The sequence below is a fragment of the Lederbergia wuyishanensis genome, assembly GCF_022900255.1.
Taxonomy (GTDB): Bacteria; Bacillota; Bacilli; order Bacillales; family Bacillaceae_C; genus Lederbergia; species Lederbergia wuyishanensis.
The window spans coordinates 149,502-163,165 of the sequence record NZ_JALIRM010000004.1; the positions used below are offsets into that span (position 1 = coordinate 149,502).

15 protein-coding genes are annotated in these 13,664 nt (G+C 37.2%); 13 read left to right on the forward strand and 2 right to left on the reverse strand.

What is annotated here, in order from left to right; all coding sequences use genetic code 11:
• Positions 1–138 precede the first annotated feature (138 nt).
• Both MT489_RS09285 and MT489_RS09290 read left to right on the forward strand, forming a co-directional pair.
• On the forward strand, positions 139–801 hold the full coding sequence (locus tag MT489_RS09285) for a DsbA family protein (RefSeq protein ID WP_244681266.1): 663 nt from the start codon (positions 139–141) through the stop codon (positions 799–801).
• Between the two features lies 1 nt (position 802).
• Positions 803–1,246, forward strand: coding sequence for a disulfide oxidoreductase (locus MT489_RS09290; RefSeq protein ID WP_244681267.1), 444 nt, complete (start codon positions 803–805; stop codon positions 1,244–1,246).
• Positions 1,247–1,304: 58 nt separating this feature from the next.
• Here the strand turns inward: MT489_RS09290 and MT489_RS09295 are convergent, their stop codons facing one another.
• Positions 1,305–1,523: a hypothetical protein gene (locus tag MT489_RS09295; RefSeq protein WP_244681268.1), complete on the reverse strand. Its 219-nt coding sequence runs from the start codon at positions 1,521–1,523 to the stop codon at positions 1,305–1,307.
• Between the two features lie 153 nt (positions 1,524–1,676).
• Between MT489_RS09295 and MT489_RS09300 the strand changes: the two genes are divergently transcribed.
• The 3 genes from MT489_RS09300 (at position 1,677) to MT489_RS09310 (ending at position 4,733) form a co-directional block, all read left to right on the forward strand.
• Positions 1,677–2,018, forward strand: coding sequence for a metal-sensitive transcriptional regulator (locus tag MT489_RS09300; protein WP_244681269.1), 342 nt, complete (start codon positions 1,677–1,679; stop codon positions 2,016–2,018).
• 15 nt (positions 2,019–2,033) lie between these two features.
• Positions 2,034–2,243, forward strand: a complete 210-nt coding sequence (gene copZ, locus MT489_RS09305; RefSeq protein WP_244681270.1) for a copper chaperone CopZ — start codon at positions 2,034–2,036, stop codon at positions 2,241–2,243.
• 72 nt (positions 2,244–2,315) lie between these two features.
• Positions 2,316–4,733 (forward strand): heavy metal translocating P-type ATPase, encoded by a 2,418-nt coding sequence (locus MT489_RS09310; RefSeq protein WP_244681271.1) that lies wholly within the window; start codon positions 2,316–2,318, stop codon positions 4,731–4,733.
• Between the two features lie 188 nt (positions 4,734–4,921).
• Here the strand turns inward: MT489_RS09310 and MT489_RS09315 are convergent, their stop codons facing one another.
• The gene (locus tag MT489_RS09315) at positions 4,922–5,164 is read right to left on the reverse strand and encodes a ferredoxin family protein (RefSeq protein ID WP_244681272.1); all 243 of its coding nucleotides are present in this window, start codon (positions 5,162–5,164) and stop codon (positions 4,922–4,924) included.
• Positions 5,165–5,657: 493 nt separating this feature from the next.
• Here MT489_RS09315 and MT489_RS09320 point away from each other — a divergent pair, with 493 nt between their 5' ends.
• The 8 genes from MT489_RS09320 to phoU all read left to right on the forward strand — a co-directional run bounded on the left by MT489_RS09320 (position 5,658) and on the right by phoU (position 13,566).
• The gene (locus tag MT489_RS09320; protein ID WP_244681273.1) at positions 5,658–6,356 is read left to right on the forward strand and encodes a response regulator transcription factor; all 699 of its coding nucleotides are present in this window, start codon (positions 5,658–5,660) and stop codon (positions 6,354–6,356) included.
• A 1-nt stretch (position 6,357) separates the two neighbouring features.
• Positions 6,358–8,139 (forward strand): two-component system histidine kinase PnpS, encoded by a 1,782-nt coding sequence (pnpS, locus tag MT489_RS09325; RefSeq protein ID WP_244681274.1) that lies wholly within the window; start codon positions 6,358–6,360, stop codon positions 8,137–8,139.
• 161 nt (positions 8,140–8,300) lie between these two features.
• Positions 8,301–9,230: a phosphate ABC transporter substrate-binding protein gene (locus MT489_RS09330; RefSeq protein ID WP_244681275.1), complete on the forward strand. Its 930-nt coding sequence runs from the start codon at positions 8,301–8,303 to the stop codon at positions 9,228–9,230.
• A gap of 144 nt (positions 9,231–9,374) precedes the next feature.
• Positions 9,375–10,307 carry a phosphate ABC transporter permease subunit PstC gene (pstC, locus tag MT489_RS09335; RefSeq protein ID WP_280518560.1) on the forward strand — a complete coding sequence of 311 codons (933 nt, stop codon included), beginning with the start codon at positions 9,375–9,377 and terminating at the stop codon, positions 10,305–10,307.
• Positions 10,304–11,188, forward strand: a complete 885-nt coding sequence (gene pstA / locus MT489_RS09340; protein ID WP_244681276.1) for a phosphate ABC transporter permease PstA — start codon at positions 10,304–10,306, stop codon at positions 11,186–11,188. The genes pstC and pstA overlap by 4 nt, the downstream gene beginning before the upstream one ends.
• A gap of 102 nt (positions 11,189–11,290) precedes the next feature.
• A complete protein-coding gene (pstB, locus tag MT489_RS09345) occupies positions 11,291–12,079 on the forward strand; it encodes a phosphate ABC transporter ATP-binding protein PstB (protein ID WP_244681317.1) in 789 nt (262 codons plus the stop codon).
• 14 nt (positions 12,080–12,093) lie between these two features.
• Complete coding sequence (gene pstB / locus MT489_RS09350; protein WP_244681277.1) at positions 12,094–12,879, forward strand: phosphate ABC transporter ATP-binding protein PstB; 786 nt, start codon at positions 12,094–12,096, stop codon at positions 12,877–12,879.
• 30 nt (positions 12,880–12,909) lie between these two features.
• Positions 12,910–13,566 (forward strand): phosphate signaling complex protein PhoU, encoded by a 657-nt coding sequence (gene phoU / locus MT489_RS09355; protein WP_244681278.1) that lies wholly within the window; start codon positions 12,910–12,912, stop codon positions 13,564–13,566.
• Positions 13,567–13,664 lie beyond the last annotated feature (98 nt).

Below are 13,664 nucleotides of genomic sequence, written 5' to 3' on the forward strand. Positions count from 1 at the left end.
TAAAGCCAATCGTTAAATTTGTCAATTTTTTTACAGCGTATAAAAATTAGTACAAATGAGGATTGCAATTATTTTACATACCGTTATGGGGTATGATACGATTATTGACATTAAAGTCATTATGCGGAGAGATGCTGAATGAATAATAAAAAAATTGTTTTATTTACAGTTGTCATTTTTGCCATCATTGTGGCACTTGTATTGGTTTTTAACAATAAAGGAAAAAATGAGAGCCAAGAAAAGGTTAGTCTTAAAAATCTAGAAAACCAACCAACAATGGGGAATGAGGATGCACCTGTTACAATTGTAGAGTTTGGAGATTATAAATGTCCGTCATGTAAAGCATGGGGAGAAAGAGTTTTTCCACAGCTTCAAAAAGATTATATCGATACTGGAAAGGCTAAGCTCACATATATTAATGTTCTTTTTCACGGAAATGAATCAGTCCTTGCAGCACTTGCATCAGAATCTGTTTTTAAACAAGATCCGGAAAACTTTTGGGCTTTCCATAAAGGAATTTATGATGCACAACCTTCCAATCAAAACCATGATGATGTATGGGTAACAACAGACATGTTAGTAGAGATTGCAAAAGCCTATGCTCCAAATATCAACTTTAATGAATTCAAAAAAGATATAGAAGAGAAAGGTATGTTCGACCAAGTCATGATTGATGATAAGCTAGTGAAAGATGTAAATGTTAAATATACACCTACCCTCGTTATCAATGGTGTTATGTTAGATGATCCTTTTGATTATGAAGCAATTGCAGCACAAATTGAAAAAGGTTTGAAAAAATAATATGAATAAATCCAAATCATCCTTTTCTTTTCAACAGCTGGCCCTATATTTTGCTTGGATTGTATCAATGGTGGCTACACTTGGAAGTTTATATTTTAGTGAAATCAGACTTTATATCCCTTGTGAACTTTGTTGGATTCAAAGAATATTTATGTATCCTCTAACTATCATACTTGGTATTGCAGCTTTTTATAATGATATAAATATAAAAAGATATATTTTACCGGTCTCTCTTATTGGAGGTACCATCTCTCTATATCATTATTTAGTTCAAAAAGTCCCTGGTTTTGAATCAATCAAGCCATGTGTCCAAGGGGTGCCTTGTAATGTTCAATATATCAACTGGTTTGGCTTTATCACGATTCCATTTTTAGCGTTAATAGCATTTACTTTAATAAGCATATTTATGATCCTCATGTTTAGACATGAGCGTTCACATAGATAGAAAAATAACAACGGAAAGTGATATATCACTTTCCGTTTCTATAATTTCACATGTCATATTAATTTTCTTTATCTGTTTCAACTGCCTGTTCTTGTGACGATTCTTGTGGCGTCTCCATCGGTCTTCCCCAGAAGAATCCCCACGGATCCCTTGCAGGCGATGCTTCTCTATTTCTACCTCTTTCCCGATTATGTCGTTCTTCAACAACCTCAACATTCTGAGCATGGATGATTAAATTTTCAACATGAATTTCTTTTGGTTTTCTTTCGTTAGACATCTCTACCCTCCTAGCTGTAACAATAATATTCGATTTATCTTATTCAAAAGTGACATATGTGTATAGGCGTTTTGTGAAGTTCAATTTTTTTATAATTTAACTATTTGCATACCGTATAGGGGTATGTTATTATGTAGGAAAGGAGGCATTTGAATGGCGCATAATTTAGACCCTCAACAGCTTTCTGATGAGCCTTGCTGTGAATCAAAAGTTGAACGGAAAAGTCATCATTCTGAAGAAGTTAAAAAAAATTTAGTAACGAGACTTAACCGAGTAGAAGGGCAAATTAGGGGTATAAAACGATTAATTGAAAATGATACTTATTGTGATGATGTCATTACGCAAATTTCTGCTACTCAAGCAGCGTTAAACAGTGTAGCAAAAATTTTACTTGAAGGTCATATGAAAAATTGTGTCGTCGAAAGAATCCAAGAAGGAGATACGGAAGTCTTAGACGAATTTCTTATAACAATACAAAAACTAATGAAGAAATAATAGGAGCTGATTCGTATGGAAAAAATTACGTTGCAAGTTGAAGGAATGTCTTGTGGTCATTGTGTAAAAGCGGTTGAAGGTAGCGTTGGAAAACTTCAAGGTGTTTCTGATGTAAAAGTAAATCTTGAAACTGGAACTGTTGATGTAGAATTTAACAATCAACAAGTAAGTGTAGAACAAATTAAGGAAACAATCGATGATCAAGGTTATGATGTAAAAGCGTAAGGAACGTGCTCTTCAATGCACGCTTTCTTTTTATTAAAAATATACCCCGTATAGGTATAAGGAGTTTTGGGAATGAAGAATGCGAATGTTTCAGAAGACCAATTTCAAATTACCGGTATGACTTGTGCCGCTTGCTCTAATCGAATCGAAAAAGGATTGAAGAAGCTTGATGGAATGCAGGATGCAAATGTGAATCTTGCTTTAGAAAAAGCTACCGTTCAATATGATAAAGAGAAAATATCGTTTGAAGATATTCAGAAAAAAGTTCAAGACCTAGGCTATGATGTTATCACTGAAAAAGCAGAATTTGTGATTACGGGAATGACTTGTGCGGCTTGCTCAACAAGAATTGAAAAAGGATTGAATAAAATGCCTGGTGTCGTCCAAGCAAATGTTAATCTTGCACTTGAAAAAGCAACGGTTGAATTTAATCCTTCAGCCCAATCAACAAAGGATATAATTGATCGAGTCGAAGCATTGGGATATGGAGCGGTTGTAAAAAATGATGATAATGATAAGGAAACAATGGATTATCGTGAAAGAGAAATTAAAAGGCAGGAAAGAAAATTCATTTTATCCTTAATACTTTCTCTACCTCTTCTGTGGACAATGGTCTCACACTTTAGTTTTACATCTTTTATTTACGTACCAAAAATATTAATGAATCCGTGGGTTCAAATGGCTTTAGCGTCACCAATCCAATTTTACGTTGGAAAGCAATTTTATGTTGGTGCCTTTAAAGCCCTGCGAAATCAAAGTGCTAATATGGATGTGCTTGTTGTTCTTGGTACATCAGCAGCATATTTTTACAGTGCATTTTTAGTAATTCGCTCAATTGGTACGGGTGCTCACTCAGTAGATTTATATTTTGAAACGAGTGCCGTTCTGATCACACTAATTATTCTTGGGAAGCTTTTTGAGGCAAAGGCAAAGGGAAGATCTTCTCAAGCGATTAAAAAGTTAATGGGGCTTCAAGCAAAGACAGCAACAGTCGTGCGACAAGATGTCATTCTAAATATTCCGCTCGAAGAAGTAGTGGAAGGTGATATTTTACTCGTTAAACCGGGAGAAAAAGTACCGGTAGACGGTATAATTATCGAAGGTGAGTCAGCTTTAGATGAATCGATGATAACAGGGGAAAGCGTTCCAGTTGATAAAGGTGCTGGGGATTCCGTGATCGGTGCAACAATTAATAAGAATGGTTTTATTAAAATGCAGGCAACAAAGGTAGGGAAGGAAACGGCTCTTGCACAGATCATTAAAGTCGTTGAAGAAGCACAAGGGTCAAAAGCACCGATTCAACGATTAGCAGACCATATTTCGGGGATTTTTGTCCCAATTGTAGTGGGGATTGCGATATTAACGTTTATCATTTGGTTTACGAGAGTGGCACCTGGAAACTTTGCCGAAGCTTTAGAAAATATGATTGCCGTATTAGTTATTGCCTGTCCTTGTGCTCTTGGTCTTGCTACTCCGACTTCGATAATGGCAGGATCGGGAAGAGCGGCTGAATATGGGATTTTATTTAAGGGCGGCGAACATTTAGAATCCACTCATAAAATTGATACAGTTATTTTAGACAAAACAGGGACAGTTACAAACGGAACTCCAATTTTAACAAATATTTCTACTCATCTGAACGAGACTGAATTTTTATCATACATTGCCTCCGCTGAACAGCAATCGGAACATCCTTTAGCCCAAGCGATTGTTGAAGGAATAAAAAAGAAAAGGATTCTTTTAAAACAACCTTTATCCTTTGAAGCAATTCCAGGGTTTGGAATTAAGGCAGTTGTCGATGGTAAAGAAATTCTTATCGGTACTAGACGTCTTATGAAGGACAATAATATCGAGATTGAAGCAGCTATTGTTAAAATGGAAAAATACGAAAATGAAGGAAAAACTGCTATGATTGCAGCTATTGATGGTCAATTTGCAGGGATTGTTGCAGTAGCAGACACAATTAAGGAAACCTCGAGAGAAGCAATCGAGCGCTTAAACGAAATGAATATTGAAGTTATCATGATGACAGGGGATAATGAGCGGACAGCTCATGCAATCGCCAAAGAAGCCGGCATCGGAAATGTCATTGCTGAAGTGCTGCCTGAAGGAAAAGCGGAGGAAGTAAAAAAACTTCAACAAGCTGGGAAAAAGGTCGCGATGGTTGGGGATGGAATTAATGATGCTCCAGCACTAGCAACGGCTGATATTGGGATGGCGATTGGAACGGGAACGGACGTAGCGATGGAAGCCGCTGATATCACTCTCATTCGCGGTGACTTAAACAGTATTGCTGATTCGATTTTTATGAGCCACAAAACGATCCGTAATATTAAACAAAATCTATTTTGGGCTTTTGCCTATAATACATTAGGGATTCCAATTGCGGCAATGGGTTTCCTCGCACCTTGGTTGGCAGGTGCTGCAATGGCATTCAGTTCAGTTTCCGTTGTTCTGAATGCATTAAGATTACAGAGGGTAAAATTATAATAATAAAAGGCTGTTTTCGTAAAGTTTGTTGTTTTTGCAAAAGCCTAAAAGCCGGCTTTTACCACTAAAAGGTGACTTTAGGCGGAATGACTCCGTTTAAATTCCAATTTATTTTTAAGAAAAGAGCCTAATAAAAAGACAAGGTGTAGATAGAAAATATCTCAGCCTTGTCTTTTTAATATGTGAAATTACTCTGCATTCGCGAAGAATTCTTTCGCTTTTTGAATGAAAATTTCATCTTCTGGAAGTAAATCTTCCTCATGATATATCGCTTCAACTGGGCAAACAGCCTGACAAGCTCCACAGTCGATACAAAGATCAGGATCGATAAAATACATATCTTCTCCTTCAAGAATACAATCGACAGGACAAACTTCCACACATTCGCCAAACTTTTCACCTAGACATGGTGAAGTAATAACGTATGACATAAAAAAACCACCTTTATATTGAAATCTTTATGATAGTTTCTCCAAAACAACAGAGAAATCTTTCTCTCGCATAGGTTCTAGATAAAGAACTAAAAATAAATTATTAGTTCAATCCAATCCTAATAATAGCAAAATTATTGCTCTTTTTCAATTGTAGGAGAAAATCATGGATTCTTCAATAACTCGTGAGGTAATCCATAAAAATTTCAATTAGATATGGAAACTGCAAGAAATGTATGAAACTCCCAATTTAATTGTGAATTCTTCCCATTTCGATTAAGAATACGACTGAATCGTAGCAGAAATCCCGAGGATTGAATTTTACTGCAACGAATAATACACTAGCACCCCGGTACATGGATTTTTCCACACTAATATCGAATCATACGAAAAACAATGTCAATTTGATGAAGATTGACAGGTCTTCTCGAAAACCGTACATTAAAACTAGAATGGAGAGGCTATCCCCCGAAAAAATAAAGGAGGTTAGACGGTGGATAAAGTACTTGTTGTCGATGATGAGCCTTCGATTGTGACGCTATTGCGTTTTAATTTGGAGAAGGCAGGGTTCTCTGTAATTACAGCTGAAGATGGAAAAACTGGCCTCGATATGGCTATGGCAGAAAAGCCGGATTTAATTATTCTTGATTTGATGCTGCCGGGAATGGATGGAATGGATGTTTGTAAAACATTAAGACAAGAAAAAGTAAAAACACCTATTTTTATGTTGACAGCAAAAGATGATGAATTTGATAAGGTTCTTGGCCTTGAACTCGGAGCAGATGATTATTTGACGAAACCTTTTAGCCCGAGAGAAGTGATTGCTAGAGTAAAAGCCATTTTGCGAAGAACGAATATGAATGAAATTCCTGAAGAGGTCGTGAAAGATGAGGTCATTGAAATTGGAGAGCTTACTATTTTTCCAGAAAAATATGAAGCAGCTCTTTCTGGTACAAAGCTGGAACTTACGCCTAAGGAATTTGAACTTTTATTATATCTTGCGAACAATCAAGGTAAAGTTTTGAGTCGACATCAACTTTTAGATGCTGTATGGAATTATGATTTTGCTGGGGATTCTCGAATTGTTGATGTCCACGTTAGTCATTTACGTGAAAAAATTGAAACAGACACGAAGCAGCCAGTCTATATAAAAACAATTCGTGGATTCGGTTATAAATTGGAGAAACCATAAGATGCATAAATTATGGGTTCGCATTACGTTTTCATTTTTATTACTAATGTCCCTACTACTTCTCGTTTCTGGCTTTTTTTTAGCGGAAATGATGAAAAATACATACTACGAATTAAAAGAAAAACAATTAGGTCAAACCGCGCATTTAGTGTTAAATGCAGTGGAAATGGATAAGACAGGACTGCAAGCAGAAGATTTACAAAATAAAGTGATGACATTATCTTCATCCATTCAATCCCGCTTAACCATTATTGCTAAAAATGGAGTTGTTTTAGCGGACACAAAAGATAATCCAGCTGAAATGGAAAATCACGCTAATCGCCCTGAAGTAAAGCAAGTTCTTAAAGAGCATTTAAAATCGGGTCTATCGATTAGATACAGTGATACTTTAGGCTATAGTATGATGTATGTGACAATACCGATAATTGAAAATGATAAAACTGCTGGAGTCATGAGGGTTTCTCTCTCAATGCAAAATATAGAGCATGCCATAAGAAATCTATGGATTAGTCTTGCTCTTGTATTATTTGCAGCATTTCTATTGACTGGCCTTATAGGGATGAGACTAGCAAAAGGCATTTCAGGACCAATCGAAGAAATGATTAGTGTGTCTGAAAAACTAAAAGAAAAAGATTATACAGCACGTGTAAAAATGAAATCTAAAGGGGAGCTTGGTCAATTAGCTAATGCGATTAATGTTCTTGCTTCAAGTTTAAAAAACCAAATGGATAAGCTCCATGAAAATGAACAGCGACTAACAGGTGTTCTAACAAATATGATGAGTGGAGTTTTGCTAGTCAATATAGAAGGACGTATATTATTAGCAAATCGTGCTATGGGGCAAATGCTTGGAGAAGACCCAAGTACATTTACAAACAAGCATCATACTGAAGTAGGGAGAAGTAAAGAACTTAGTAATTTGATTGATCAATGTTTAAAAACAGGTAATGAGATACGGAATGAAGTACATTTTTATTATCCTAAAGAAAAAATCGTAGATGCACATTTAGCCCCTTATGTACGTGAAAATGGTGAAGTAAATGGGATAATTGCGGTTCTTCATGATGTAACAGACATTCGCAGACTAGAAAAGATGCGCAGTGATTTCGTCGCTAACGTTTCTCATGAATTAAAGACACCTATTACATCTTTAAAAGGATTTGCCGAAACATTGCTTGATGGAGCAATGGAAGATGAAGAGTTGTGCCGAAACTTTTTAACGATTATTTATAAAGAAAGTGATCGGTTGCATAGACTTATTAAAGATATTCTCTATTTATCAAGTATCGAACACCACGGTATTCCATTAACGATTGAAAATGTAAATGTCACAGAAGCTGTTTTAAGTACTGCTCAAACGATAAAAGAAGGAGCGGTAAAAAAGAATTTGCATCTTATTCTTCCGGAAAAAAAGGATATTTGGATTGAAGGCGAGAAAGATCGGATTCAGCAGATTGCTTTAAATTTACTGTCAAATGCGATTGCCTATACCCCAGATGGTGGGGAAATATCTGTTAGTATTGAAGAACAGGATAAGGAAGTAAACCTTATTATTTCCGATACTGGAATCGGAATTGCTCAAAAAGAACTACCAAGAATTTTTGAACGTTTTTATCGAGTAGAAAAGGCACGATCACGCAGTTCTGGGGGAACAGGGTTAGGGCTTGCCATCGTTAAGCATTTAGTCGATTCACATAATGGAAAAATAGATGTTAAAAGTGTTGAAGGAGTGGGCACAACTTTTATTGTTTCACTTCCAAAAAAACAATATAACGAAATATAAGTAATGCATCCTTTTTCAAGGATGCATTTTTTTATTTACAAAGTTAAATACTAACTTTACACAATCTTAACAATCAGTTCATACCAGCTTAATCATGAAGGATTATATTATATTTGCAAGGCAGATAGTAGATTACAAAAAAAACAAAGGTGGGTATTCTCATGAAGAAGAATGTATTCGCAATTTTCGCCTTAGTACTTATGTTTACAATGGCTTTGGCAGGATGCGGCAACACGCAACCAGAAACAAATACATCAAAACAAGGGAACAATGAAACACCAGCTCCTGCTGAAAATGATAATAAAGAAGAAAAGTTAACTGGATCTATCACAGCAGTAGGTTCCAGTGCAATGCAACAATTAGTAGAAGCAGCTGCTCAACAATTTGCATCTGAAAATCCTGGTGCAGTTATTAATGTACAAGGCGGCGGAAGTGGTACAGGCTTAAGTAAAGTAAGTGAAGGTGCAGTTGATATTGGTAACTCTGACGTTTTCGCTGAAGAAAAAGAAGGAATTCCAGCTGATAAAATCGTTGACCATAAAGTCGCTGTCGTAGGAATGGGACCTGTTGCTCATCCAGAGGTTGGCGTTAAAGATCTTACTCAAGATCAGTTAATTGATATCTTTACAGGAAAAGTTACCAACTGGAAAGAAGTTGGTGGAAAAGACCAAAATATTCAAGTTATTAACCGTCCTAAAGGATCTGGAACACGTGCTACATTTGAGAAGTTCGGCCTTAAAGGAGCAGAACCTATTGAAGCACTAGAACAAGAATCTTCCGGTACAGTCAGAAAAATGGTAAGTGAAACACCTGGTGCAATTAGCTATCTAGCATTCTCTTATTTCGATGATTCCATCCTAGCACTTTCTGTCGATGGTAATGAGCCTACTCAAGAAAACGTTGAAACAGATACTTGGAAAATCTGGGCTTACCAACATATGTATACAAATGGTGAAGCAACAGGTTTAACGAAAGCATTCATCGACTACATGCTATCAGATGAAGTTCAAACTACATTGCTTAAAGAAATGGACTTCCTTCCAGTAAGTGGAATGAAAGTCGAACGCGATCCAGAAGGAAACGTTAAATAAGACTTAAAAATCAAGCTTGATAACCATAGATAAGATTTACAGAACTATATATGAAAAGTAAGGGTGGTTACTTGAAAAAATCATAAGTGACCTCCCTTGACTTCTTTTGTCCGATAATAGGAATTTTGGAAAGGAGCTGCCACTTTGGAGAAATTTGCAGAATATAACTCTGCTCAATTATTGAAACCCAATAAAAAAGTTAGAATTGAGCGAACCGGTAAAATGCTGACACTAGCAGCGGTCGGCCTAACTATCGGAATAGCATTTGCTATTCTCTTTCTCGTTTCGTCTAAAGGTTTATCCACCTTCTATATTAATAAAGGCAGTGTGATCGAGTTTTTAACAGGTCTAAAATGGAATCCTGGAGTAAAGAACGAATTAGGTAAACCAATTATCGGAGCTCTGCCTTTTATCTTTGGTTCCTTTGCAGTGACCTTTTTATCTGCTGCAATTTGTGCACCAGTGGCCATTGGGGCAGCTGTCTTTATGACAGAAATTTCACCAAAATTTGGAAAGAAAATTTTGCAGCCTGTTATTGAACTGCTTGTCGGAATTCCGTCAGTTGTATATGGATTTATCGGCTTGTCCGTTGTAGTTCCCTTCATTAGAAACCATATTACTGGGAGTGGGTTCGGTATTGCAGCCGGTACGATTGTGCTTTCAATCATGATTTTGCCTACTATTACAAGCTTATCCGCTGATGCGATTAGAGGGGTACCAAGGCAGCTGCGTGAAGCTTCACTTGCTCTTGGTGCAACTCGTTGGCAGACTATTTTTCGTGTAGTGTTGAAAACGGCACGTCCCGGCTTACTAACAGCTGTTATTTTTGGTATGGCACGTGCCTTTGGTGAAGCACTTGCGGTCCAAATGGTAATCGGAAACTCTTCTGTTATTCCTACTTCCCTATTTGAGCCCGCTTCAACATTAACAAGTATTTTGACAATGGGTATGGGTTACACCGTCATGGGGCAAGCGGAAAATAATGCCCTATGGTCACTGGCACTCGTACTGTTAATTATGTCGTTAATCTTTATTATTGCAGTAAGAATGATTGGAAAGGGGAGAAAAGAGGCATGAATGCAAAGCTTGCAGACCGTATAGCTACAATTGTATTTTATTTGATTGCATTTATTATTGTTCTCGTTCTTGCAAGTCTTTTAGGGTATGTTCTTTATCATGGTTTACCAAAGCTGAGCTGGCATTTCATAACCTCTCCTCCGCAAATATTTAAACCCGGCGGTGGGGTAGGCCCACAGTTGTTTAATTCATTTTATTTACTTGTGCTCACAATGATAATTACAATACCCCTCTCACTTGGTGCTGGAATTTATATGGCAGAATACGCAAAAAAGAACGCGTTCACTGATTTTATTCGAACAATGATTGAAGTTTTATCTTCACTTCCATCCATTGTTGTCGGTTTGTTCGGCTTTTTGTTTTTCGTTATCTATATGGGGTGGGGATTCTCAATTCTATCAGGTTCACTTGCTTTGACGGTTTTTAATTTGCCACTTATGGTGCGCGTAGTAGAGGAATCTATTAACAATATTCCAAGACAGCAAAGAGAGGCAGGACTTGCACTTGGCGTCTCACGCTGGGAAACAATGACGACGATTATTTTACCAGCAGCTCTGCCAGGAATAATAACTGGGGTTATCTTGGCTTCCGGAAGAGTGTTCGGTGAAGCTGCAGCTTTAATATATACTGCTGGAATGAGTACACCTAATTTAGACTTTTCGAATTGGAACCCGTTATCCCCCACATCTCCTCTTAATCCAATGAGACCAGCGGAAACGTTAGCTGTTCATATTTGGAAAATAAACGGAGAAGGAATCATTCCTGATATTGAAGCAGTTTCAGATGGCGCAGCTGCTCTTCTTTTGCTTGCTATATTAATTTTTAATTTTGGAGCTCGTTTGATTGGCGGTCTTGTTTATAAAAAAATGACTTCCTCATAATAAAGAAAAGTAAGAATCGATTGGAAATAAGCTTGTATAAAAGGAGGCAACTAAATGGCCACCCAAACAATGATGTATAAAAAAAGTAATAACTCTAAGCGCATGGCACAGTTAAAATCAGTTTCAAATCAAGGGAAAGAGTTTGCGATGGAGACGGAAGGATTATATGTCTACTATGGAAAGAAAGAGGCAATCAAAAACATCTCTTTATCTTTTCCGAAAAACGGCGTGACTGCTCTTATCGGACCATCTGGCTGCGGGAAGTCCACGTATTTGCGCAGCTTAAATCGAATGAATGATGAAATAGAAAACTGCAGAATAGAAGGAAGTATTATATATAAAGGTGTAGATATTAACTCACCAATGGCAAATGTATTCGAAGTAAGAAAGCAAATAGGAATGGTTTTCCAAAGACCGAATCCATTTGCTAAATCAATTTATCGAAATGTTGCTTATGGTCCGGCTCATCACGGAATAAAAAATAAAAACAAGCTTGATGAAATTGTGGAAGATAGTTTACGGAAAGCTGCTTTATGGGACGAAGTAAAAGATAAGCTTCATCAATCTGCACTTGCCTTATCTGGTGGTCAGCAACAGCGCCTATGCATTGCCAGAGCGCTAGCGATGAATCCTGACGTGCTGCTTCTTGACGAACCGGCTTCTGCACTTGATCCCGTTTCAACTGGAAAAATTGAAGAATTAATTGGTGAACTGAAAAAGGATTATTCGATTATTATCGTCACCCACAATATGCAACAGGCGGCACGTATTTCGGATAACACTGCATTTTTCTATATGGGAGAAGTTATTGAATACGGAGAAACCGAGCAAATTTTTACAAACCCCTACAATGAGCAAACCGAACATTACATCTCAGGGAATTTTGGATAAAAGGTGGGATTAATATGGCAGTGACACTATTGAAGGCAAGAAATGAGAAAACCGTTATCCGGACTGAGCAGCTCCAATTTTACTACAGCAAAGTTCATGCATTGAAAAATATCAATCTTGATTTAAAACAAAATCAAGTAACAGCTTTAATTGGACCGTCGGGATGTGGAAAGTCCACTTTTCTTCGCACACTGAATAGGATGAACGATTTAATTCCAGGAACGCGAACAGAAGGGAAAATATTAATCGGTGATATGGATATCACTTCACCTCAAATAGATACAGTGGATTTGCGCAAACGAATCGGCATGGTTTTTCAACAGGCTAATCCTTTCCCTATGTCTATTTATGACAATATCGCTTACGGCCCACGCATACATGGGCAAAAAAACAAGAAAAAGTTGGACGAAATTGTAGAATCCAGTTTAAAGGCAGCGGCCCTTTGGGATGAAGTAAAAGATAATCTAGGGAAAATTGCCACTGGTTTGTCTGGGGGACAGCAGCAGCGGCTTGTATTGGCGAGAGTGCTTGCTGTGAAGCCGGAAATCATTTTAATGGATGAACCTACATCCGCGCTAGATCCAATTTCAACAGCGAAACTAGAACAATTAATTTTGGAATTGAAAAAAGAGTATACAATCATCATAGTCACCCACAACATGCAGCAGGCGGCACGTGTTTCAGATGAAACGGCCTTTTTCCTTAATGGAGAAGTGGTCGAGTTTGCCGACACGAATACCATTTTCACAAATCCAAAAATGAAACAGACAGAAGATTATATATCTGGCCGTTTTGGTTAATGAAAAACTTAAAATTAGGTGGGATTAATGATGGCAATTAGAAGTCAGTTTGGAGAAAAATTAAATGAGCTTCACCAAGAACTGCTGACGATGGGAATGATGGTTGAAGAAGCGGTATATAAAGCTGTAAAGTCTCTTCTCGAAAAAGATGTAGATTTGGCAAAATCAGTTTTAGACGGTGATAAGGCCATTAATGAAGCAGAGATTGGAATTGAGAAAACATGCTTTTCATTAATAGCATTACAGCAGCCAGTAGGAAGCGATTTACGCAGAATTGCTACAACGCTAAAGGTTGCAACCGACTTGGAGCGAATGGCAGATCATGCAGTTAGCTTTGCACAAACAACGATTAGTCTAAAAGATGAAAAATATGCCAAGCCGTTGATCGATATTCCAAAAATGGGCGAGCTTGTTCAGAAAATCGTTCGTGACTCATTGAGTGCTTACATTAAAATGGATCACGAGGCAGCAGTGGAAATTGCAAAACAGGATGACGTAATTGATGAATATTTTAATAAAGTTTTTACTGACCTAATTGATTTAATGGGGAAAGACAAGAATTTAATTCATCAAGGGACCCATTTGCTTCTAGCAGCTCAATATTTAGAAAGAATCGGTGACTACGCTACAAACATTTGTGAGTGGATTGTTTATATGTCTCAAGGTAAAATGGTTGAATTAAATTAACTAGTTGGACTTTCAGCATTGTCTGAAAGTCTATTCTTTTTTTATTAATGTAGTTTGATTTTCGCTTTTGGTGTGACTTTACATGGATGGAGGGGGAA